The 21,256-nt window shown below is 66.3% G+C and carries 20 protein-coding genes; 5 read left to right on the forward strand and 15 right to left on the reverse strand.

Annotation, left to right across the window (positions count from 1 at the left end; all coding sequences use genetic code 11):
• Positions 1 to 101: 101 nt before the first annotated feature.
• The 3 genes from ACIBG0_RS14780 to ACIBG0_RS14790 form a co-directional block, all read right to left on the reverse strand.
• Positions 102 to 1,115: a lysophospholipid acyltransferase family protein gene (locus tag ACIBG0_RS14780; RefSeq protein ID WP_397032623.1), complete on the reverse strand. Its 1,014-nt coding sequence runs from the start codon at positions 1,113 to 1,115 to the stop codon at positions 102 to 104.
• Complete coding sequence (locus tag ACIBG0_RS14785; protein WP_397032625.1) at positions 1,112 to 1,939, reverse strand: GNAT family N-acetyltransferase; 828 nt, start codon at positions 1,937 to 1,939, stop codon at positions 1,112 to 1,114. Before ACIBG0_RS14785 ends, ACIBG0_RS14780 begins: the two co-directional genes overlap by 4 nt.
• A 213-nt stretch (positions 1,940 to 2,152) precedes the next feature.
• Complete coding sequence (locus ACIBG0_RS14790; protein ID WP_397032627.1) at positions 2,153 to 3,424, reverse strand: NAD(P)/FAD-dependent oxidoreductase; 1,272 nt, start codon at positions 3,422 to 3,424, stop codon at positions 2,153 to 2,155.
• A gap of 111 nt (positions 3,425 to 3,535) precedes the next feature.
• On the opposite strand from ACIBG0_RS14790, the gene ACIBG0_RS14795 reads away from it, so the two are divergent.
• Positions 3,536 to 4,393: a LysR family transcriptional regulator gene (locus ACIBG0_RS14795; RefSeq protein ID WP_397032629.1), complete on the forward strand. Its 858-nt coding sequence runs from the start codon at positions 3,536 to 3,538 to the stop codon at positions 4,391 to 4,393.
• Positions 4,394 to 4,431: 38 nt separating this feature from the next.
• Here ACIBG0_RS14795 and ACIBG0_RS14800 read toward each other — a convergent pair whose 3' ends face one another.
• The 5 genes from ACIBG0_RS14800 to ACIBG0_RS14820 all read right to left on the reverse strand — a co-directional run bounded on the left by ACIBG0_RS14800 (position 4,432) and on the right by ACIBG0_RS14820 (position 8,875).
• Positions 4,432 to 5,193, reverse strand: coding sequence for an ABC transporter permease (locus ACIBG0_RS14800; protein WP_397032631.1), 762 nt, complete (start codon positions 5,191 to 5,193; stop codon positions 4,432 to 4,434).
• Positions 5,190 to 6,212 carry an ATP-binding cassette domain-containing protein gene (locus ACIBG0_RS14805; protein WP_397032632.1) on the reverse strand — a complete coding sequence of 341 codons (1,023 nt, stop codon included), beginning with the start codon at positions 6,210 to 6,212 and terminating at the stop codon, positions 5,190 to 5,192. The genes ACIBG0_RS14800 and ACIBG0_RS14805 overlap by 4 nt, the downstream gene beginning before the upstream one ends.
• 56 nt (positions 6,213 to 6,268) lie before the next feature.
• Entirely contained in the window at positions 6,269 to 6,889 is a 621-nt protein-coding gene (locus tag ACIBG0_RS14810) for a PadR family transcriptional regulator (protein ID WP_397032634.1), read from the reverse strand.
• A gap of 211 nt (positions 6,890 to 7,100) precedes the next feature.
• Entirely contained in the window at positions 7,101 to 8,057 is a 957-nt protein-coding gene (locus ACIBG0_RS14815; RefSeq protein ID WP_397032636.1) for an electron transfer flavoprotein subunit alpha/FixB family protein, read from the reverse strand.
• Between the two features lie 32 nt (positions 8,058 to 8,089).
• A complete protein-coding gene (locus ACIBG0_RS14820) occupies positions 8,090 to 8,875 on the reverse strand; it encodes an electron transfer flavoprotein subunit beta/FixA family protein (protein WP_062984976.1) in 786 nt (261 codons plus the stop codon).
• 193 nt (positions 8,876 to 9,068) lie between these two features.
• On the opposite strand from ACIBG0_RS14820, the gene ACIBG0_RS14825 reads away from it, so the two are divergent.
• The 3 genes from ACIBG0_RS14825 to ACIBG0_RS14835 are packed head-to-tail and all read left to right on the forward strand — an operon-like array spanning position 9,069 to position 12,666.
• Positions 9,069 to 9,872 (forward strand): class I SAM-dependent methyltransferase, encoded by an 804-nt coding sequence (locus ACIBG0_RS14825; RefSeq protein WP_397032638.1) that lies wholly within the window; start codon positions 9,069 to 9,071, stop codon positions 9,870 to 9,872.
• Positions 9,869 to 11,401, forward strand: coding sequence for a 1,4-alpha-glucan branching protein domain-containing protein (locus ACIBG0_RS14830; protein ID WP_397032639.1), 1,533 nt, complete (start codon positions 9,869 to 9,871; stop codon positions 11,399 to 11,401). The genes ACIBG0_RS14825 and ACIBG0_RS14830 overlap by 4 nt, the downstream gene beginning before the upstream one ends.
• 11 nt (positions 11,402 to 11,412) lie before the next feature.
• Positions 11,413 to 12,666 (forward strand): glycosyltransferase family 4 protein, encoded by a 1,254-nt coding sequence (locus ACIBG0_RS14835; protein ID WP_397032641.1) that lies wholly within the window; start codon positions 11,413 to 11,415, stop codon positions 12,664 to 12,666.
• A gap of 2 nt (positions 12,667 to 12,668) precedes the next feature.
• Here the strand turns inward: ACIBG0_RS14835 and ACIBG0_RS14840 are convergent, their stop codons facing one another.
• Together ACIBG0_RS14840 and ACIBG0_RS14845 are read right to left on the reverse strand one after the other, a co-directional pair.
• On the reverse strand, positions 12,669 to 13,214 hold the full coding sequence (locus tag ACIBG0_RS14840; RefSeq protein ID WP_397032643.1) for a DUF1697 domain-containing protein: 546 nt from the start codon (positions 13,212 to 13,214) through the stop codon (positions 12,669 to 12,671).
• Between the two features lie 88 nt (positions 13,215 to 13,302).
• Complete coding sequence (locus tag ACIBG0_RS14845) at positions 13,303 to 14,052, reverse strand: acyltransferase (protein WP_397032644.1); 750 nt, start codon at positions 14,050 to 14,052, stop codon at positions 13,303 to 13,305.
• A gap of 237 nt (positions 14,053 to 14,289) precedes the next feature.
• Here ACIBG0_RS14845 and ACIBG0_RS14850 point away from each other — a divergent pair, with 237 nt between their 5' ends.
• The gene (locus ACIBG0_RS14850; RefSeq protein WP_397032646.1) at positions 14,290 to 15,621 is read left to right on the forward strand and encodes a PQQ-binding-like beta-propeller repeat protein; all 1,332 of its coding nucleotides are present in this window, start codon (positions 14,290 to 14,292) and stop codon (positions 15,619 to 15,621) included.
• A 340-nt stretch (positions 15,622 to 15,961) separates the two neighbouring features.
• Here the strand turns inward: ACIBG0_RS14850 and ACIBG0_RS14855 are convergent, their stop codons facing one another.
• The 5 genes from ACIBG0_RS14855 to ACIBG0_RS14875 form a co-directional block, all read right to left on the reverse strand.
• Positions 15,962 to 17,119 (reverse strand): class I SAM-dependent methyltransferase, encoded by a 1,158-nt coding sequence (locus ACIBG0_RS14855; RefSeq protein ID WP_397032648.1) that lies wholly within the window; start codon positions 17,117 to 17,119, stop codon positions 15,962 to 15,964.
• Positions 17,119 to 18,096, reverse strand: a complete 978-nt coding sequence (locus ACIBG0_RS14860; RefSeq protein ID WP_397032650.1) for a class I SAM-dependent methyltransferase — start codon at positions 18,094 to 18,096, stop codon at positions 17,119 to 17,121. Before ACIBG0_RS14860 ends, ACIBG0_RS14855 begins: the two co-directional genes overlap by 1 nt.
• Before the next feature lie 381 nt (positions 18,097 to 18,477).
• On the reverse strand, positions 18,478 to 19,254 hold the full coding sequence (locus ACIBG0_RS14865; RefSeq protein WP_397032652.1) for an enoyl-CoA hydratase-related protein: 777 nt from the start codon (positions 19,252 to 19,254) through the stop codon (positions 18,478 to 18,480).
• 18 nt (positions 19,255 to 19,272) lie between these two features.
• Positions 19,273 to 20,100 carry an NUDIX hydrolase gene (locus ACIBG0_RS14870; RefSeq protein WP_397032653.1) on the reverse strand — a complete coding sequence of 276 codons (828 nt, stop codon included), beginning with the start codon at positions 20,098 to 20,100 and terminating at the stop codon, positions 19,273 to 19,275.
• A gap of 208 nt (positions 20,101 to 20,308) precedes the next feature.
• Entirely contained in the window at positions 20,309 to 21,142 is an 834-nt protein-coding gene (locus tag ACIBG0_RS14875; protein WP_397032710.1) for an ABC transporter ATP-binding protein, read from the reverse strand.
• Between the last annotated feature and the right edge of the window lie 114 nt (positions 21,143 to 21,256).

A 21,256-nucleotide genomic window follows, 5' to 3' on the forward strand; every position in this document is an offset into this window, starting at 1 on the left:
CCACCACGCTGCGGTCGCGGATCAACTCGTTCGCGAGCTGTGCTTCACCTGCACGGGCGCGGCCGTGCCACGGGTCATGTCGGCATCGCCAGCCGGACGGATCAGTCTGTCGACACCGCGACCCGGTGTCCGGAGCCCCTGCGCCGGAACGGTCGCAACCGCCGCGACGGCCGTTGTGGCTGCGCATCGGCCGATTCCGGATCCTGTACGCGGGTCGCCGTCGCCTCGATCCAATCCGAGGCCTCGATGGCGCCGTGGCGCGACAGATCGGCACCGCGCACCGCTTGTTCACACCGATGAGCCAGATCACGACGATCGAGTCCGGGATACTCCACCGGTTCGAGCACCACCTCGGCCACCATGCCGCGCGAGCGCAGCACCCGCCTCGCCGAAGTGCCGAAGCTGTCGTCACCAACGAATCCGGGAACGGTCGACCGAGTGCCGTGTGCGTCCAGATACCGCAGCCGCACCGGCTGCACCGATGTTCCGGTGTCCACCGCCGCTTGGAAGAGCGCGGGCCGCATCGTGCCGTAGGCGCGGCCACACCAGGTGGTGCCCTCCGGGAAGACCGCGACTCGATCCCCCGCCGCCAGCCGCTCGCCCAGACGCGCCACCACACCGGGCAATTCGCGCAGCCGTTCGCGCTCGATCGGAATGACCCGCATCAGTTTGGCCAGTCCACCGAGTAGCGGCCAGTCGACCATATCGGCGCGGGCCACGAAACCAAGTGGCTGCACCGCGGCCAGGACGACCACATCGGTCCAGCCGATATGTCCGGCCACGATCAGCAACCCGGCACCCGAATCGCCGAAGCGGGCATCGGCCGTATCCCCCGCATCGGCTCGGTTGTCGACAACGCGCAACCGAATCCCGAGACAGCTCAAAACAGTTCGCGCATACCGCCGCTGCAACTGTTCGCGCCGACCGCGCGGCGTCACGACATTGACAACCGGAAAGCTGACCAACAACCCGACCACACCGAATAGTCGGCCGATCACCCGTGCGGTGCCGATCTCGTCGACGGAATCGATACAGCCGGGCCCACACGGGCTCGACGGCATCCAGGAATGCGCGGTGCGCTGCGCGGGCGGCGCGTCGAACACCATCTGACTCACCGTCCCCCGTCGAGTGCATTGGCCGCGTCTTGTAATCGGTTGAGGTAGCGGGTGTTGATCGTGTCCAGGCCGAGCAGTGCGACGAAATCGGCGACCGCGAAGTCCGGATCGTGCGCGGGTTCACCGCAGATCTCCGCGCCCAGGCGCAGGTAGCCGCGCAGCAGCGGGGGCAGCTTCGGGCGCGCGGGCGGTGTCATCTCGTCCAGCGTCAGCCCGTCGACGACCACCGGGCGGTGCGGATGTACCCGCCGCTCGGGATCGGATCCGTGACGGCCGAGCAGCATATCGCGCACCCCGCGCACATTCACACCGACCGGATCGGCGGGGGTGTCCTGCATAGGCACCGATACGCAGCCCATCACCCACTCGTATCCGGTGAGCTGGATGTAGTGCAGGATGCCCGCCCACATGAGGGTCAGCACCGAGCCGTTGCGGTGGTCGGGCACCACGCACGCACGGCCCATTTCCACGATCCGGTTTCCCTGCGGATCCAGTTGGGCCAGATCGAATTCGGTGGCCGTGTAGTAACCGCCCGCGGCAGTCACCTTGTCCGGCGGCAGCATTCGGTAGCAGCCGACGAATTTCTCGGTCCGATCGTCGCGGACCAGCAGGTGATCGCAGTGCTCGTCGAAACGGTCGGCGTCCAGACCCGTTCCGTTATCGGGAATGTGGAAGCCGGGCTCACTGGCGAACACGCCGTAGCGCAGGCGCTGCGCGGCCAGCCGGTGCGCCGAATCGGATGAGACGACCAGCGAATACCGAGACCGTTCCGCCCCGGAGTCCGTCGGTCGAGCCGGGGCTGTCAACACGGACGAAATAGTCATATCCGTGATGAAGCCAGCCCGAAACTGCGCAGGAGCAACCTCGAAGTGTCGCCGCGATGCCGGTTCGGTGAACGAGATGATGAGCTTGGCCGCCTCCCCGCGTCTTCAGGGCAGACTCAGGTGCGCCTCAGGAAATCAGTCGTTGCGGTGGCGACCACCCGAAGATGCGGGACCGCGTCGGGTCACATCGACCCGACGCGATGTCGGAGTGGATCAAGCGGCATCGCGCTCCGGCAGACGTTCGGGCTCTCGGGCCGCGTCCACCTCGTCAAAACCGGGACGACCCGTGCCGATGAAGGCGACCAGCCACGAGGCCACGGCGGCGAAGCGGTTGCGGAACCCGACCAGGTAGAGCAGATGCACCGCGAGCCACATGGTCCAGGCGATGACGCCGCGGAAGGTGATGTGCTCGTTGAGTTTCACCACCGCGCTGAACCGGCTGATCACCGCCATGCTGCCCTTGTCCCAGTACTTGAACGGGGTGCCGGGGAGCTGCTTGCGGCGAATGATGTCGGCGGCGTGCCTGCCCTCCTGCATGGCGACCGGCGACTGGCCCGGATAGCCGTTGAGCGAGGTCATATCGCCGATCGCGTAGATATCGGCATGTCCGCCGACGGTCAGATCCGGGTTGATCAAAAGCCTTCCGGCCCGGTCGGTTTCGCAGCCGGTGGCTTCGGCCAGGATCCGCGCGAATCCGCCGGCCTGCACACCCGCCGACCAGACCACCGTCTCGGCAGCGATACGGCGCTCATGGCCCTGCTTATCCTTGACGGTCACCTTGCCGTATTCGATATCGGTCACGAACGTGCCGAGCAGCACCTCGACGCCGCTCTTGGTCAGCGACGCCTTCGCATATTCCGAGAGTCCGCCACCGAAGGGCGGCAGCACCTCGCCCGCACCCTCGACCAGGGTCACCGAAACCTCTTGGTGGTAATGCCGTTTCGCGAGTTCCTTCAGCTGACCGGCAACTTCGACACCGGTCGCGCCCGCGCCGACCACCACAAAGCTCAGCAGTCGCTTGCGGGTCTCCGCATCCGCGTCCTCGGCCTCGGTGAAGACCCGTTCGATCTGTGCGCGCAGCAACTTCGCATCGTCGATGGTCTTGAGCGAAAACGTCTTGTCCGCGAAGTCATCGCGGCCGAAGTACGACTGCGAGGCGCCGGTGGCGGCGATCAGTGAGCCGTACCGGATCTGGGTGCGCGCGCCGTCGTGCTCATAGGTGAGCACCGCGTTGTCGGCGTCGATGGCGACGACCTTGCCGAGCCGGACATCGGCCTCTTTATGCCTACGCAGCACCGAGGCGATCGGCGGAGCGATCTCGTGCGAGGCCAGCACACCTGTCGCGACCTGGTAGAGCAACGGTTGGAAGAGATGCTCCGGAGTGCTCGAGATAAGAACGTAACTAATGCCCGATTTGGCCAACTGCTTAGCGGCGGCAAGCCCCCCGAATCCCGATCCAACGATGACAACATCTGCGTGTTCCATGACAGCCTCCTTCTCTCATTACCAACCGTCATTCGATCCGCAGATATTTCAGGTGTTCAGGCGCATAATAGATATGACTCTTATCTGGATTGCTCATGAATTGGAGATCAAGTGGAGCTTCGCCAGCTCACCTACTTCGTCGCGGTGTGCGAGGAGCTGAGTTTCAGCAGGGCCGCGGCCCGCTGCTACATCTCCCAATCGGCGATCAGCCATCAGATCGCCCGGCTGGAGCGTGACCTCGGCGTAACCTTGTTCGAGCGCTCTACCAGGGCCGTTGTGCCGACCGACGCGACCATGCGGCTACTTCCCCTGGCTAAACAGATGCTCAGTCTGGAGTCGGCCATCCGCGCCACCGTGCGCACCTCCGGTCACCGCATCCGGCTGGCCGCCAATATGTCCTTCGCCACCCGATCGCTGTCCGCGATCGCCGGGGCGCGCGCCGCGCATCCGGATGCCGAGATCGAATTCGTCATCAAACCGTTCCGGCAGCGGATCACCGCGGTAGCCGACGGCGACTGCGATCTCGCGCTCATCCGCGGCAGTGTCGACGAGCCGGGTCTGGCGGTCGAGATGCTGTGGATCGAGGACCTCGTCATCGCGACTTCCGCCGCCCATCCGCTGGCCCCGCGTGATCAGGTGACGCTGGCGGATCTGAGCCCGTATCCGCTGCTGCTCCCGCCCGAGCAGGAACAGGTCCTGCTGCACAATGTGATTCGGGCCGCCTTCGCCGATCTAGCCGCGGGCCCCACCTTCGGTCCACCGATTCCACCGGACCACACCGCGACCATGGAACTGATCAATCGCCCGGACGCCTGGACCGTGCTCTACGCCGACAGTCCGACCGAGGGCCTGGTCGTGCTGCACCTCGCCGAGCACCGACTACGCATTCCGGTCTCCGCGGTCCTGCGCAGCGATGCCCGCCGCTCCCCGATCCTCACTACGCTGCTGGCGGGGCTGCACCGCCGCTGAGATCCGCCGTCACCGAGCAGATCTCAGCGACATCGGTGTCAGGCGTTCTCGCGGGTGAAACCGCGCGCCCCGATCACCATCGCCACCGCGGCGACGGCCAGTGTGAGCCCGGTCCCGAGGTACACCTCGGATGCGCCGAAGTCACCGCGGAACAGTGCCCTGGCCGCATCGACGGTGTGCGAGAACGGATTCACCTTCCCGATCGTGCGCAACCAGCTCGGCCCGACGCTCAACGGCAGCAGAATCCCGGACAGCAGCATCAGCGGCACCGCGAGACTATTGAGCACCGAGGCCAGCACATCCTCGGATTTGGCCCACAAACCCAGCGCATAGGACGCGGCCGCCAAACCGGCTGCCATTACCGCGATCAACAGGACCGACAGCACAACGCCGAGTGGATCCGGTCGTACCCCGAAGGCAGCCATGGCAACTCCGACGAGCACCAGAGCCTGCACCACCAGCACGACCATGTCTTTGAGCACGCGTCCGGTCAGCAGTGCGCCCCGGCTCGCGGGCGTGACCCGCTGTCGTTCGACCACCCCCGCGCGCAATTCCGCCACAATGCTGAATCCGACATAGATGGCGCCGAACAGTCCGGTCTGAATGACCAGCGCGGGCGTGAGCAGCTTCCACGGATCGGCATCCGTGCCGAGCGCCGGCGCGATGCCCTTGACCAACGGCCCGAATAGCACCAGGTACAGCACCGGCTGGGAAAGCCCGATCAAGACCCACACCGGATTTCGCAGATTGCTCCGCAGTTGGGACCAGAAGATCAGTCCGGTCTCGCGCATGAACCTCATGAGTGACTCGCCTCCCGCAGCGAACGCCCCGTGATGGTGAGGAAGACATCATCGAGGCTGGGACGTTTGACAGTGAGCGCACCCGGTGCGAGACCGCGCTCGTCCATGGCACGCAACAGAGGTACGACCGCGGCGTCGCCGCGATCCACGGTGAGATGCACCAGCGTCGCGCCGATCCGGTCCGCACCCGTATCTTCCGAGCGCACCAGCGAACGCACTTCGAGCACCGATCGGGCGACCTGGATCGCGAGATCCACGTGGTCGTCATCGATTTCGAAGCTCACCACGTCACCGGAGATGCGGCGCTTGAGTTCATCGGGCGAACCCTCGGCGACGATGCCGCCGTGGTCCATGATCAGCAGGCGATCACATAGTGCGTCGGCCTCGTCCAGATAGTGAGTGGTGAGCACGACCGTGGTGCCCTGCTCGCGCAGGCGCCGGATGTGCTTCCACAGATTCGCGCGGCTCTGCGGATCCAGGCCGCTGGTCGGCTCGTCGAGATAGATCAGTCTCGGGCCGTGCACCAGCCCGAGCGCGATATCGACACGGCGGCGCTGACCGCCGGAGAGCTGATTGCATTTGCGCCTGCCGAGTCCGTCCAGGTCGAGCGCGACGAGCAGTTCTTCGGCATTGCGGCCCGCCTGCGCCTTGCTCAGCCCGAAAAGCCTTGCCTGCAGCACCAATTCATCGATGACCAGCGCATCGTCATTGGTCATTCCGCCTTGGGCGACGTAACCGATGCGCGAACGCACGGTCCGCTGTTCGGCCCGTAGATCAGCGTCGGAGATGACCGCCTCACCCTCGGTCGGGGCGATCAGGGTGCTGAGCATTCGCAGCGTCGTGGTCTTACCCGCGCCGTTGGGGCCGAGCAGACCGAGGATCTCACCGTCGTACACATCGAAGTCGACGCCCGTAACCGCTTGGACGGGGCCGGTTTTGGTTTCGAACGTCCGCGCCAGCCCGCGCACCCGGATCACCGAGGTGCGGGTGCGATCGCGAACCGAATCGATCGTTTCCACCCGAACAACGGTAGAAACGATCGATCAAATAGTCAAGCTTTACTATTCAGTCTTGATCAGTCGATGATCGCACTGCGGCCGTCCAGCCGCGTCGGGAACCGATCCCAGATCTCCAACTCGCCACTTTCGATACGCTCCAATGTTTTCTGCGACCAGCGCAGATCGGCACGGACATGCTCGGAGGCCAACCGGATCGCGTCGGCGACATGATGCGGTTCGGTCTCCGCTGGATCGCCGCTACCGGCCATCACGCGACGCTCCTCGCGATCGAACTGATCGAGTTCGGCCTCGAATTTCTTGATCCGACTGCGCAGCGCGGCGATGACCTCGTCCCGAGGTGCCTGCGGCAGTAGCGCGACCGCCGCGGCGTACGGATGCTTCGGCTGCTCGGCATCCCACAGGGCTTCGCGCAACATCTGGGCAAAAACCTTCTCCCCCTCGGCGGTGAGCCGATAGGTCGTGCGCTCCGGTCGCGCACCGTCCTGTCCGACGCCCTCCACCGCGATGAGCCCGTCGCGCTGCAAGGTATTCAGCGCGCCGTACACCGAGCCCGGCTTCACATTCGCCCAATTGTCCGCCCGCCACGACAACAACTCGCGCCGAACGTCATAACCGTGCACCGGCGCAAGCAGCCGCACCACGGCGAGCACCAGCATCCGAGTCGTAGGAACAGCCATAACCGCAGGTTATCCCACCTGGACGTGGTCGCGAGTTTCCCCAGAAACGCAAAGACTCGCCAAACCTGTTGCCGCATTACGCAACAACAGATTTGGCGAGTCAGGGGTAACTCACCGGGGACGGGCTGACCCAGCTAACCGAGATCCCGCAGGCCGGAAACACAACTCACCCCGGGTCTGACCGATCCGCCTGAATATTCGGGGACGCGGACTAGCCCTTGTGCGCCTTCACAGCCTCGGTCAGCTGCGGGGCGACATTGAACAGGTCGCCGACGATGCCGTAGTCGGCGATCTCGAAGATCGGGGCCTCTTCGTCCTTGTTGACCGCGACGATGGTCTTCGAGGTCTGCATACCGGCGCGATGCTGGATGGCACCGGAGATGCCGAGGGCGATGTAGAGCTGCGGGGAGACCGTCTTACCGGTCTGCCCGACCTGGAACTGGCCCGGGTAGTAGCCGGAGTCGACCGCGGCCCGCGAGGCGCCGACGGCGGCGCCGAGCGAATCGGCCAGCGCCTCGACGACCGCGAAGTTGTCGGCGGAACCGACACCGCGACCACCGGAGACGACGATGCTCGCCTCGGTGAGCTCCGGACGGTCGCCACCGATGATCGGCTCGCGCGAGGTCACCTTCACGACGCCCTCTTCTTGTGCGGGTACCTCGACGGTCACCTTCTCACCCGCACCGGCCGAGGCGGTGGCCTCGACGGCGCCCGGGCGCACCGAGATCACCGGCACATCGCCGGTGGCCTTGGCGTCGACGGTGAACGCGCCACCGAAGATGGAGTGCACGACCGAACCGTCGGACTTGACGTCGATGACATCGACGAGCAGGCCGGAGCCGATGCGCGCGGCGAGGCGGCCCGACACCTCCTTGCCCTCGGCGGTGGCGGCGACGATCACGGCGGCCGGGGAAATCGACTCGACCAGACCCGCGAGCACATCGACCTTCGGGGTGACCAGGAAGTTCTCGACATCGTCGGATTCGGCGATGTAGATCTTCGCGGCGCCCGCGGCGGCCAGCGCGTCGGCCAGCTTCTCACCGGTACCGGCCGGGCCGGTCACGACGGCGGCGGGCTCACCGAGTGTGCTCGCGGCGGTGAGCAGTTCGGTGCTGACCTTCTTGATCGCACCGTCGGCGTGCTCGACGAGCACAAGTACTTCTGCCATTTGTGTTCTCTCCTAAGCAGTCTCGGGCGGGATCAGATGATCTTCTGACCAACCAGGTACGCGGCGATCTTGGTACCGCCGTCGCCCTCGTCCGCGATCTTCTCGCCCGCGGTGCGCGGGGGCTTCGGGGTGGCCGCGGTGACGGCGGTGCCCGCGTTGGCGACACCGACGGTCGACGGGTCGACGCCCAGGTCGGCCAGCGTGAAGGTCTGCACTTCCTTCTTCTTCGCGGCCATGATGCCCTTGAAGGACGGGAAGCGCGGCTCGTTGATCTTCTCGGTGACACTGACGATGGCCGGGAGGGTGGCCTCCAGCTTGAACACACCCTCGTCGGTCTCGCGCTCGCCGGTGATCTTGTCACCGTCGACGGTCAGCTTGCGCAGATGCGTCAGCTGCGGCAGGCCCAGGTACTCGGCGATGATCGCGGGGACCGCACCGGAACGACCGTCGGTGGCCTCGTTGCCCGCGATGACCAGCTCGACACCCTCGACCTGGCCCAGCGCGCTGGCAAGGACCCAGGCGGTCTGCACGGCGTCGGAGCCGTGGATCGCCGGATCGTTGATGTGGATGGCCTTGTCGGCACCCATGGACAGCGCCTTGCGGATGGCCTCGGTGGCCCGGTCCGGACCGGCGGCCAGCACGGTGACCTCGCCGCCCTGGGCCTCCTTGATCAGCAGCGCTTCTTCGACGGCGCGCTCGTTGATCTCGTCGAGAACGGCGTCGGCGGCTTCGCGATCGAGGGTGAAATCACCGTCGGTCAGCTTGCGCTCGGACCAGGTGTCGGGAACCTGCTTGATGAGTACGACGATGTTCGGCATCGGTCTTCGTCGACCTCCTGTTCTTGGTTACACGGGTGTGGTGGTCGCACGAACGGCGCCGTACGTCCTTGTTGGTAGCTCAGGGCGTGACACTACCCTACGTTAAGTTACCCATGGGTAACTTAGTTGCTTCTCTCTCACAACAGCGATCCTGGCGATAATGTGCGGCCGCCGTACCAGTAACGTCGGAGCGATGAGCGAGGCTGTGATCCCTGCCGCAGTGGGCACCACCCCGGGCATTACTCCCGAGTCGGCCTTGGAGCCGTTGCCGCTGACCGGCGAGCGGACCGTACCCGGCATCGCCGAGGAGAACTACTGGTTCCGTCGGCACGAGATCGTCTATGCGCGCCTGCTCGAGCGATGCGCCGGAAAGACGGTGCTGGAGGCCGGATCCGGTGAGGGTTACGGCGCGAACATGATCGCCGATGTGGCCACCAAAGTGATCGGTCTCGACTACGACACCAGTGCGGTCGAGCACGTGCGCGCGCGTTATCCGCGAGTGGAGATGATCCAGGGCAATCTCGCCGCGCTGCCGTTGGAGGACGAGTCGGTCGATGTCGTGGTGAATTTTCAAGTGATCGAACACCTCTGGGACCAGGGCCAGTTCATCCGGGAGTGCCTGCGGGTGCTGCGTCCCGGCGGCGAGCTGCTGATCAGCACGCCGAACCGGATCACCTTCTCCCCCGGCCGCGATACCCCGCTCAACCCGTTCCACACCCGTGAACTCAATGCCGACGAACTCACCGAACTGCTCGTCGACGCGGGTTTCCGAGTCACGCTCATGACCGGTGTGCACCACGGGCCGACGCTGAAGGCGCTGGATGCCAAACACGGTGGTTCGTTCATCGATGCACAGATCGAGCGCGCGCTGGCCGGACAGCCGTGGCCCGCTGAGCTGACCGCAGATGTCGCAGCGGTCGCCATCGATGATTTCGCACTGAGCACCGAGGACATCGATGCGAGCCTCGACCTGGTCGCCATCGCGGTGAAGCCTTGAGTAGACAAGAAGTTCCGGGCCAGTTCACCCTGGTCCTGCATTCCCACCTGCCCTGGCTGGCCCACCACGGCCGCTGGCCAGTCGGCGAGGAATGGCTCTACCAATCCTGGGCAGCCTCTTACCTTCCGGTCGTCGATGTACTGAGAACCCTTGCCGCGGAGGGTCATTCGCATCTGCTCAGCCTCGGCATCACACCGGTGCTCGCCGCCCAGCTCGATGATCCACATTGTCTTGCGGGCATGCATCATTGGCTCGGCAATTGGCAGCTGCGCGCCGACGAAGCCGCGATGGCGGGCAATATCGCGCTCGGCAGACATGAGCACCGGCTGGCCGCGGCGGCACTCGCGGAATTCGAACTGCACTGGCGCCATGGCGCGGCGCCGGTGTGGCGGCAGCTGATCGACGCCGAGGCCATCGAACTACTCGGCGGCCCGCTCGCGCATCCGTTCCAGCCCCTGCTGCACCCGCGGTTACGCGCGTTCCAGCTCAGCGAGGGTCTGATCGATGCCAGACACCGTTGGGGTCACACCCCGACCGGCATCTGGGCACCCGAGTGCGGCTACACCCCCGACATGGAGACCGGATACGCGGCCGCCGGTGTGACGCATTTCATGGTCGACGGGCCCGCCTTGCGCGGCGATACCACCCTCGGCCGCCCGGTCCGGGAATCGGATGTGGTGGCCTTCGGGCGCGATCTGCAAGTGAGCTACCGGGTTTGGTCGCCCAAGTCCGGCTATCCGGGGCAGAGCGCCTACCGTGACTTTCATCACTATGACCATGCCACGGGTCTCAAGCCCGCCCGCGTCACCGGCAAAACGATCGCCGGTCCGGACAAGGCCCCGTACGACCCGGAACTGGCGGCCGCGGCGGTGGTTCGCGATGTCGACGATTTCGTGCGTACCGTGCGCGAACGACTGATCGACGAATCGGCGCGGATCGGACGTCCGGCCCTGGTCGTCGCCGCATTCGATACCGAATTGTTCGGACACTGGTGGCATGAGGGCCCACAGTGGCTGGCCAAGGTGCTACGGGCACTGCCCGAGGCTGGCGTCACGGTCGGCACCCTGGCCGATGCCAGGGCGCGTGGGTTCGTTGGCGAACCGGTGCCGCTGGCCGATTCGTCCTGGGGTTCGGGTAAGGATTGGCGAGTGTGGGCCGGTGACCAGGTCGAAGACCTGGTCGAACTGAACGACGATATAGTCCGGCTCACCCTCGATACGGTCGACAAAATGCGCGCTGCGGACGGCGGCCCCGCACTGCGCGACCCGGTCGCCGATCAGCTGCTGCGCGAGGCCATCCTCACCGTCTCCAGCGACTGGGCATTCATGGTCAGCAAGGACTCCGCGGCCGGCTACGCACGCGACCGCGCGCACCGACACGCCCACGCCGTGCGGGAAATAGCGGCCGCCGTCGGCGCGGGCCAAGTCGCCAAAGCACACCAGTTGGCGGCAGGATGGGGGGCGGCCGACGGGTTCTTCCCGAGTTTGGACGCACGGCGGCTGGCGATCGCGGACCGAGACTCCGCCTGATAAGGACATTCATGAAGATCTTGATGGTGTCGTGGGAGTACCCACCGGTTGTGGTCGGTGGGTTGGGCCGCCATGTGCATCACCTGGCAGTCGAACTGGCCGCGGCCGGTCACGAAGTTGTCGTGCTCGCCCGCCGCCCCTCCGGCACCGACTCCGTGACCCACCCCACCCACTCCTTCATCGCCGAGGGCGTGCTGGTGGTCGCGGTCGCGGAGGATCCGCCGTGTTTCGACTTCGGCGAGGACATGCTCGCCTGGACGCTGGCCATGGGCCACGCCATGGTGCGCGCGGGTGTCGCACTCGGCAAGCCCGGCATCGGCGACGGCTGGGTCCCGGATGTCGTGCACGCACACGATTGGCTGGTCGCGCATCCGGCGATCGCGCTGGCCGAGTACTACGACGTGCCGCTGGTGTCGACCATCCACGCCACCGAGGCAGGGCGGCACAGCGGGTGGGTCTCGGGTCGGGTCAATAAGCAGGTGCATTCGGTCGAGTGGTGGCTGGCCAATGAATCGGATGCCCTGATCACCTGCTCCACGTCCATGCAGAACGAGGTGGAGCGGCTCTATGGGCCCGAGCGGGTACCGATGACGGTGATCCGCAATGGAATCGATGTGGGCGCCTGGACTTTTCGGCCGCGCGCACCGCGTACCGGCCCGCCGCGTCTGCTCTACGTGGGTCGACTCGAGTACGAGAAGGGCGTGCAGGACGCGATCGCCGCGCTGCCACGCATTCGCCGCGCCCACCCCGGCACCACACTGACCGTCGCCGGTATCGGCACCCAGTTCGAATGGCTGCGCGAACGCACCCGGGTGCATCGGGTCGCGCGGGCGGTGACCTTCGCCGGTCAGCTCGATCACGAGGAACTGCTCGGCTGGTTGCACGGCGCCGATGCCATCGTGCTGCCGAGCCGCTACGAACCCTTCGGAATCGTCGCACTCGAAGCCGCCGCCGCCGGTACTCCGCTGATCACCTCCACCGCTGGCGGTCTCGGCGAGGCCGTCATCGACGGCGTCACCGGCGCGTCGTTCGAACCGGCGGACGTGGACGGCATCGTCGAAGCGGTGCGCGCCACCCTCGACGATCCGGCCGCCGCCCAGGACCGCGCCTATGCCGCCCGCGAACGCCTCACCGCCGACTTCGCCTGGGATGTGGTGGCCGCCGAAACCGCCCTGGTCTACTCCTCGGCCAAACGCCGCGTCCGCAACCCCCTCGGCCGCCCCACCATCATCGAACGCCCCCTCCCCGAGCGGGATCCGAAGTAGCGCTAGCTCTCCATCTTCTTGACGATCTTCTGGACGGTGAGCCACGTGCGGGTGGTGATCTCCTTGCTGTAGGTCTTCTCCATCCAGGCCATGAAGTTCGGGGTGCGCGGTTCGGTGTTGTCGATGACCGCGAGGACGACGCGGGCCGCCGCGTCGTAGCCGACGATCCGGACGCCGGGTTCGGAGTGTTCGCGCAGCTCTTCGGCAACGTTCGGCGGTGCCTGTTTGAGGAAGGTCGCGGTGAGGTAGGTGCCGCGACCGTGGGTCAGGCCCGGAAACGGATCAGTATCGAGCAGCTCGCGCAGTTCGTCGTAGGTGCGCACGACGGTGCCGCCTGGAATTCCGAGTTCGCTGTTCAGCGCGTCCTGGATGCGGGCTTCCAACTTCGCGATATCGGTGTCCGCGGTACGGAATACCACATTCCCACTGGCCAATACCGTGGCGACCTTCTCGAATCCGAGTCCCTCGAACACCCCGCGCAGCTTCTCCCCCTTCATATTGGGGTTCGTCGGCATGATCCCGCGCAACAGCGCCGCGTACCTGTTCATGCCGTGACCGTACCGACTGGCACCGACGCCCGACGTCCGAAATAACACGAACCCCGGGTCCAGTCCGGATCCCGGGGCTCGATGGTATTTAGACCGACTGGGTGGCGCCGTTCTTCTTGCGCTCGATATCTTCCAGCGCGGCAATGTATTTGGCGCGCTCCTCGGCTCCGGCCTCCCAAGTCGCCTTGCGATTCTTGACAACCTTGGCGGGTGCCCCGACGGCAATGCTGTAGTCCGGAATCTCGCCCTTGACCACCGCGTGCGCGCCCAGCACACAGCCGCGGCCGACGCGGGTTTCGCGCAGCACGGTCACCTTGGCGGCGATCCAGGTGTCCGGACCGATGCGGACCGGGCTCTTGACGATGCCCTGATCCTTGATCGGCATATTGATGTCGTCCATGCGGTGATCGAAGTCGCAGATGTAGCACCAGTCCGCGACCAGCGTGGATTCACCGATCTCGATATCGAGGTAGGTGTTGACCACATTGTCCTTGCCGAAGACGACCTTGTCGCCGATCCGCAGCGAACCCTCATGGCAGCGAATGGCGTTGCCGTCGCCGATATGCACCCAGCGTCCGATCTCCATCCGGCCCAGTTCAGGGGTCGCGTGGATTTCGACGCGCTTGCCGAGGAAGACCATGCCGCGCAGCACGATATGCGGGTTGGCCGCCTTGAATTTGAACAGCCGGTAGTACCGCACCAGGTACCAAGGCGTGTACGCCTTGTTCGCGAGGACCCAGCGCAGCGAAGCCAGCGTCAGAAATCGCGCTTGCTGCGGATCCCGGCGGCGCGAGCCGCGCCACCGCGAGCGCAACGGTGCGCCCCACATGCTCGTCACGAACTCATCTCCTGTCGTGGTCCTTCCATGGCGACCGTCCCGGTCGCGACGGCTTAGAGCTTATCCGGTCGACAAACACCGCCGGGACCCGTACAACGTCGGCAGCCCCTCCCGTACAGTGATCGCTGCGCCGCCGACGGCGGCGAACCTCCACGCGGGCAACCCGACTTGGGCGGTGCACGTACCCGGGGGGCGGACACGCTTTCGGTCACGTCCACGACGACAGGAGTGCAGCAGGTGCGAAGCGGCGGCGTACTGGCCAATCCGGCGCGCGGGCTGACCCTGTCCCGACTGGGTGCGGTGGCGGCCATCGGGGCCCTGATACTGACGGGCTGCGGTACCGATGTCGACGACATCACCGTCGGATCCGGCAAAGGCTGGACCACCGCGCACAACGGCGGCCGCAACAGTGGCGTCAGCCCGGTCACCGGCTCGCGGAAGCTATCACTGAGCTGGTCACGACCGGTCGGTGGGCCGATCGAGGAACCCTTGACAATCGGCCCGGACGGGCAAATGTTCCTCACCACGTCGGCCCCCAACAACTGCGCCATTCTCTCGCTGCAGATGCCGACCGGCCGCAAGCGCTTCTGCAACGCGCTGGGACCGAATGCGATCTCCGCGCCGTCGGTGGTCGACAGCGGGACCAATGTCTACGTCGGTGACGACAGCGGGGTCAATGCGTTCAACTCCATCGGACAGCCGCGTTGGCGGACTCCCGTTGCGGGCGTGCCGGTTTCGGCGCAATTCACCGGTGACGGGAACATCCTGACGGTCACCCAGTCCGGTCAGATGGATGTGCTGAGCCGCCAGACCGGCGAGCGCGTCGTCGGCACCGCCCAACTGCTCGGCGACCCCGATTTCCTGGAGTACCCGGACCTCATCCGCCCCGCATCCGGTCAGGGTCTGGACGACTGCGCGGTCGGCGGGCCGCAGTGCCCGGTCGCCAATATCTCGCCGATCGAGGTGTCCAGCGGCCGCTTCTTCGTCACGCTGTGGAAGCCGGGCAAGCCGGTTGCCGCACTGGTCGCATTGCGTTACGCCGACAATAAGATTCAGCAGGAATGGAGCGCGGACCTGCTGACCGAGGGCAGCGCGACCAGTCCGACGCTGTCCGCCGACGGCCGCACCGTCTACATCGGCGACAATTCCAAGCGCCTCATCGCGGTCGATGCCGCCGACGGTCGCACCAAATGGGTGCAGCCGCTGGATTGGGCTCCGCGCGGCGGCATTTCGGTCTCCAGCGACGGCCTGATCATCCCGGCGGGCGACGACGGCCACCTGCTCGCACTGCGCGATAAGGGCGATACCGCCGAAATCGCTTGGGAACGTAAGGATCTCACCCTACGCGGCATCCCCGTGCAAACCGCGGGTGACACCGGCTACACGGCCGCCGCCATCGGCGATGGCATCAACCTGATCACCTTCGACACCAAAACCGGCACAACCGTCGACTCGGATGTCCTCCCGAACGCGAAGGGCACCACCACCGGCACCTCCATCGGCCCCAAGGGCGAGGTAGTCCTTGCGACCCGGATAGGCGAAGTCTTCACCTTCAAGCCCGAGCGGTAGGCGCTGCTGGTTGTCGAGAGCATGTGGCATTCTCGACGCCGGCGAGCGCGAGGGGCCACGGGCTAGTCGACGGCGTCGCGTGCGGTTTGGTTGCAGCGCGGTCCTGGTCCCGTGATCACCAGGCGCTGGTCGCGGCGAACACCGAAGTGGCCCGGCCCCATTACATTCTCGACGCAGCTAGCACGGGGTGGCCGGGCCGAGAAGGCAACGGCGCTGTGTGGGGGCGGGCGCAGTTCTGGGGCCTTGATTGCCACGTGTCTGCGTCGGGACCGGGGGCGCCGCCAGTGCATTATCGGTGGCGCAAGTGCATTCCCGGTGGTTGAGGTGCATTCCCGGGGGGTTAGGTGCAGAGGAAGGCGGCGGCGGTACGAGATAGGCGGGTGAGGATGAGGGTGTAGGGGGTGGTGCCGCGGAGCTTGAGGCGTTTGCGGAGGGTGTCGGGGTCTATGTCGAGGCCGCGGATGCGGATTTCCAGGGGGCCACAGTTGCGGCGGGTCAGTTCTTGGCGGAGGGATTTTTCGCGGAATTCGAGACGGTCGAGGATGCGGAAGCCGCGGACGCCTCGAGGGACGGTGTTGCCGGTCAGGTAGGCGATTTGCGGGTCCAGTTGCCAGAGACCGTGTTCGGCGGCGTAGTGGCGGACCAAGCCTGCGCGGACGATGGCGCCGTCGGGGTCGATGATCCACTCGCCGGGGGGCTGTTGCGGAATCTCATCGGGGGCGGCGTCGGTGTAGGTGGCGGATTCGCCACGGGAGGTGAGGACTGTCGCACGGCGCGTTGTGCCGGGGTCGCAAAGACCTGCTGACCACAGGCAGGCTTCGCGGACCGCGCCGTCGAGGGAGACGACCTCGATCTCGCCCGACCAGTTCAGGCGGTCGAAATCCAGTCCGGGAGCGCACTTTACGGCTAGGTCGCGGCCGGGATAAGCGGCAAGCAGATCCGGAAGCGGCGGTTGCAGTTTGGCCGGATCGTGGGTGCGGCGGCCGTCCGCGCGGCGGGCGGGATCGGCGATGACTACGGTGCCGGTACTGGTCGGGACAAGGGCATCGGCCTTGGCCAGCAGGACATTTCGGAATGCGGCGAGATTGTGTGCGGCCATGGACAGGCGCACGTCGTCGAGGTCGCTGCCGAGTACGGAAGGGCAGGTGCGGGCCAACTCGGCGAGTTCCGCGCCGATCGAGCAGGTCACATCGTGTACGGCGCGTCCGGACAGGCGGGTGGCACGGTGGCGGGCGACCAGCGTCGGTGTCGCCTGTTGCAGCGCGTCATCGGTGAACAGCCATTGCTCGGTATCGACGAGTTTGGCCGCCGCACGACGGCGCAGGCGCACCGTTTCGACGAGAGCCCCCGACCGCTCGCCGAATTCGCGACGCACCCGTTCCAAATCGCGCAGGTGCGTCGCGGGAGTCAGCTCCAGCCGGTCCACCTCGGTCAGCGCGGCGGTACCCGCCGCACTGCCGAGGAAGACGACATCCTCGCGACCGAAGCGGTAACCCACTACTTGGCGGCGGCGCCCGGCTTCACGCCGGTGATCATGGCGTTGTAGAAGAACTGGCGCGGCACCACCCGGCGCATGACGTTCTCGTCCAACCAGCTCAGCCGCAGCCACGCGCGGTACATGGCCATCCGGTAGCCCATGGTGAGTTTCTCGTCCGGCACGGCCGCCTCGAAGGTGCGCACCGGCCAGCCCCACAGCGCCGCCGCGAATTCCTCGGTGCTCGCCTTGACGTCGGTCGCACCGGCACGCCGGGCCATGGCCTCCAGGTCGCTCGGATCGAAGGTGTGCAGGTCGACGACCGCCTCCAGCGCCGCGGCGCGCGAGGACTCGTCCAGTTCAGCTTGCGGACGCCGCCAACCCGACAGTGCGGGCAGCTTGGTCACGGTGGTGGTGGCCTTCCAGGTGATGCGGCCGAGCCAGCGAGCGTAGAAGTTGCCCGCGGTGGTCGGTTCGCCGGCGAAGACGAAACGTCCGCCCGGCTTCAGCACACGCAGGCACTCCTTGAGCGCCAGTTCCACATCCGGGATGTGGTGCAGCACCGCGTGGCCGACGACGAGATCGAAGGTGTCGTCCTCGTACGGGATGGTCTCGGCATCGGCGACACGGCCGTCGACATCGAGCCCGAGGTTCTCGGCATTGCGCAGTGCGACCTTCACCATCCCCGGCGACAGGTCGGTGACCGAACCGGACTTCGCGATGCCGCCCTGCATGAGGTTCAGCAGGAAGAAACCGGTGCCACAGCCCAGTTCCAGCGCACGCTCGTACGGCAGCGGCGCCGGGCCGACCGCGGCGTCGAACCGGCCGCGGGCATAGTCGATACAGCGCTCGTCATAGGAAATCGACCATTTGTCGTCATAGGTCTCGGCTTCCCAGTCGTGATAGAGCACCTGGGCGAGCTTCGTATCCTTCAGCGCTGCTTCGACCTCGGCCTCGGTGGCATGCGGGTTCGGCGCCGGGTCATCGGGGTGGACCGTCATGGTGGGCAAGCCTAGCCAACCCCGCGCCGCACGTGTGCAGCGGACCAGTGAGCAGGACCCTGATTTCGGCTTGCCGTCACTTAACCCGAGACTCGTTCTGGTTTTGATCCTGCCCGATGATCTACCCGCGCGTCGCCGACTACCCCGGATGCGGCCAGCAACCTGGGGCTCGAGCGGGGCTCACGATCATCGAGCGCTGCGGAAGTCACCCCACCCACCACCCAGGAACATGTTCCTGTTTATGCCCCACGCCGGCACTCGGCTCGCCCAATCCCGAGGCAACCGACCGCAGCACCGCAAAACCTGAGCTACCGAGCAGTAACGACAAACACGCCGAAGCGTCAGCCGGACGAAGCCGTCGATCGCACTCGACCGATGGAGTCAGCGTCCGACGAACGTTGCCGAACCTGGGCCGTCGGCAAGGTAGGACTCTGTGCCGATGCGGCGGTCGTCGGTGGTGAAGAGGGTGGTCCATTCGGTGCGGGCGCGGTCCAGGCCGTGGGGGCCTGCCTCGAAGACGGACTTGGCGGCGGCGAGGGCTCGGGTCGGGGCGTCGGTGAATTGTCGGGCCCAGCGCAGGGCGGTGGTGTAGACATCGTCGGGGGCGACGACTTCGTCGACCAGGCCGAGCGTGCGGGCCTCTTCGGCCTCGAGGAAGCGGCCGGTGTAGACGAGGTCTTTGGCGGGGCCGGGGCCGATCAGTAGGGACAGGCGGCGGATGCCCGCGAGCGGGATGAGGCCCGCTTTGATTTGCGGCAGGCCGAGTTTGACATTGTCGCCGACGATGCGGCGGTCGGCGGAAAGGGCGAGTTCCAGACCGCCACCGAGGCAGTAGCCGCTGATCGCGGCGACGGTGGGCTGGGGCACCTTGGCAAGGCAGCCCAGTGCCACCTGCAGATCGGCGGCCATGGCTGCGGCTTGATCCGGGCCGAGCCCGGAGAGTTCGACGAGGTCATCGCCCGCGCAGAAGACCCGCTCATCGCCGTAGACGACCAATGCCGCTACCCCGGGGTGCGCGGCGACAACCGCCGCCGCCTCGGCCACCTCCCGAACCAGCTGTGCGTTCAGCAAGTTCAGCGGCGGGCGGTCGATCCGGAGGACGGCAACGCCGCGGACGGCGGGATCCTCGGGCAACTCCAGGGTCACGAATTCGGCCATGGCAGGAAACCTACTGCCTCACGGACGCGCGGATCCCCGGAGCCTGCTGGTATCCGGCAATCCGGCGAAGTAGCGCTGGTTTTCGGGGAATTCGAGCACCTGGCGCCCGTTGTCACCGGTGAGCACCGGCATGATCGGTTCGATCACCCGGTCGACGGCCAGAATCTCCGCGGTGGAAGCGAATTCGGCAATGGCGTCGAGCTGCGACCAGGTCGGCGGCAACAGCACATCGCTGCCAGCGCGCCAACGCTCGAGCGCCTCCGCCGCGGTGCGCCATTGCACCTCGGCTGCCTCGGAAGTGGCACCGTCGGCGAGTTGTCCTTGCGGCAGGACCGCGACGAAGAACCGGGTGTCGTAGCGCCGCGGCTCGATCACCGGGGTGATCCAATTCGCCCACGGCCGCAGCAGATCCGCGCGCAGCACCAGTTTCTCCTCGGCGAGGAAGGCCGCGAGCGAGACCTCACGCCGCTCCAGCCGAGCACGGGCATCGTGGTAGCCGGTGGTATCGGAGACGATGGTTTCGCCGGTCGGCCCGGCCAGCAGCACACCGCATTCCTCGAAGGTTTCGCGTACGGCGGCGGCCACCAGCGCCTTGGCCCTCGGTTCGGTGGTGCCGAATTTCGCGGCCCACCAAGCGGGTTCGGGTCCGGCCCATTCGATATCGGCGGTGCCGTCGGACGGATCGACACCGCCGCCGGGGAAAACGGTCATACCGGCGGCGAAGGCCATCGCCCCGACCCGGCGCTGCAGGAATACCTCGGGACCGGTGGCACCGTCACGCACCAACATCACCGTCGACGCGTCCCTCAGCGACGGAATCGGCTGCTGCGCGTTCGTCTCGCTCATGACCGTGCCGCGCTGACATCCGGCGCCGTCATGCGCGATCGCGCTTTGTGCTGACGGCTCACTCGCTGACGCCCGCGCACGACCGCACCTCGCTCACGCTCGGCTCTGTCATGCGCGATTGCGCGCTCTGTTGCTGATTCACGCCCGCTCACTCTTGCACCCTAACGCGTGCTTGTTTTACGGCGTAATCCAGATCACTCGTATGACGTCAGCGCGAACGGTGCCGCCCCAAACGACGCGCGCGCCGCGCGAAGTACCGACCGTCGACGCGATCCAGCGCGATCGACTGTCGGAACGCCTCGCTCAGGTTCTCGGCGGTCAGCACATCCGGCAGCAACCCCTGTGCGACGACCGCGCCCTCGTTCAGCAGCAGGCCATGGGTGAAGCCCGGCGGAATCTCCTCGACATGGTGGGTCACCAGGACCATGGCGGGGGAATCGGGATCCGATGCCAGATCGCCGAGACGTTCCACCAATTCCTCGCGACCGCCCAGATCGAGCCCGGCGGCGGGCTCGTCGAGCAACAGCAGCTCCGGATCGGTCATCATCGCGCGCGCGATCAGCACCCGCTTGCGCTCCCCCTCGGACAACGTTCCGTAGGTGCGATCGGAAAGATGTTCGGCTCCGAGACTTTCGAGCATATCGATGGCGCGGTCGGTATCGACATCGTCATAACGCTCGCGCCAGCGGCCGAGGACCGCGTACCCGGCGGAGACCACCAGATCGCTGACCTTCTCCTCGCGCGGAATCCGGCTGGCCACCGCGGCCGAGGACCAGCCGATGCGCGGTCGTAGCTCGCTGACATCGGTTTTGCCGATGACTTCACCGAGCAGATGGGCAATGCCCGAGGTCGGATGCACTTCGGCGGCGGCCATGCGGAGCAGCGAGGTCTTGCCCGCGCCATTGGGTCCGAGGACCACCCAGCGTTCGTCGAGCTCGACCTGCCAGGTGACCGGGCCGACGAGGGTGTGACCCGAACGTCGGATGGTCACGTCGGTGAAATCAATGAGCAGATCGGGATCCGGTTGCGGCACGGGCTCCATCTTGGCCCAAATGCGCGCTGTTCGTACGACCGACCCATGCCGGTAGCCATGACGTGGCCATTCGGCCGCGAAGACAGGCCGCCGCGGCCGGTGGGCGCACCGCTCGTGGCGGAT

It is taken from the genome of Nocardia sp. NPDC050630 (assembly GCF_044457245.1).
Taxonomy (GTDB): Bacteria; Actinomycetota; Actinomycetes; order Mycobacteriales; family Mycobacteriaceae; genus Nocardia.

Excerpts from the sequence above, each read along its gene's own strand:
- ACIBG0_RS14785 (WP_397032625.1), bottom strand. The coding sequence starts at position 1,939 with ATGACTATTTCGTCCGTGTTGACAGCCCCGGCTCGACCGACGGACTCC.
- ACIBG0_RS14790 (WP_397032627.1), bottom strand. The coding sequence starts at position 3,424 with ATGGAACACGCAGATGTTGTCATCGTTGGATCGGGATTCGGGGGGCTT.
- ACIBG0_RS14800 (WP_397032631.1), bottom strand. The coding sequence starts at position 5,193 with ATGAGGTTCATGCGCGAGACCGGACTGATCTTCTGGTCCCAACTGCGG.
- ACIBG0_RS14810 (WP_397032634.1), bottom strand. The coding sequence starts at position 6,889 with ATGGCTGTTCCTACGACTCGGATGCTGGTGCTCGCCGTGGTGCGGCTG.
- ACIBG0_RS14815 (WP_397032636.1), bottom strand. The coding sequence starts at position 8,057 with ATGGCAGAAGTACTTGTGCTCGTCGAGCACGCCGACGGTGCGATCAAG.
- ACIBG0_RS14820 (WP_062984976.1), bottom strand. The coding sequence starts at position 8,875 with ATGCCGAACATCGTCGTACTCATCAAGCAGGTTCCCGACACCTGGTCC.
- ACIBG0_RS14825 (WP_397032638.1), top strand. The coding sequence starts at position 9,069 with ATGAGCGAGGCTGTGATCCCTGCCGCAGTGGGCACCACCCCGGGCATT.
- ACIBG0_RS14835 (WP_397032641.1), top strand. The coding sequence starts at position 11,413 with ATGAAGATCTTGATGGTGTCGTGGGAGTACCCACCGGTTGTGGTCGGT.
- ACIBG0_RS14840 (WP_397032643.1), bottom strand. The coding sequence starts at position 13,214 with ATGAACAGGTACGCGGCGCTGTTGCGCGGGATCATGCCGACGAACCCC.
- ACIBG0_RS14860 (WP_397032650.1), bottom strand. The coding sequence starts at position 18,096 with ATGACGGTCCACCCCGATGACCCGGCGCCGAACCCGCATGCCACCGAG.
- ACIBG0_RS14865 (WP_397032652.1), bottom strand. The coding sequence starts at position 19,254 with ATGGCCGAATTCGTGACCCTGGAGTTGCCCGAGGATCCCGCCGTCCGC.
- ACIBG0_RS14870 (WP_397032653.1), bottom strand. The coding sequence starts at position 20,100 with ATGAGCGAGACGAACGCGCAGCAGCCGATTCCGTCGCTGAGGGACGCG.
- ACIBG0_RS14875 (WP_397032710.1), bottom strand. The coding sequence starts at position 21,142 with ATGGAGCCCGTGCCGCAACCGGATCCCGATCTGCTCATTGATTTCACC.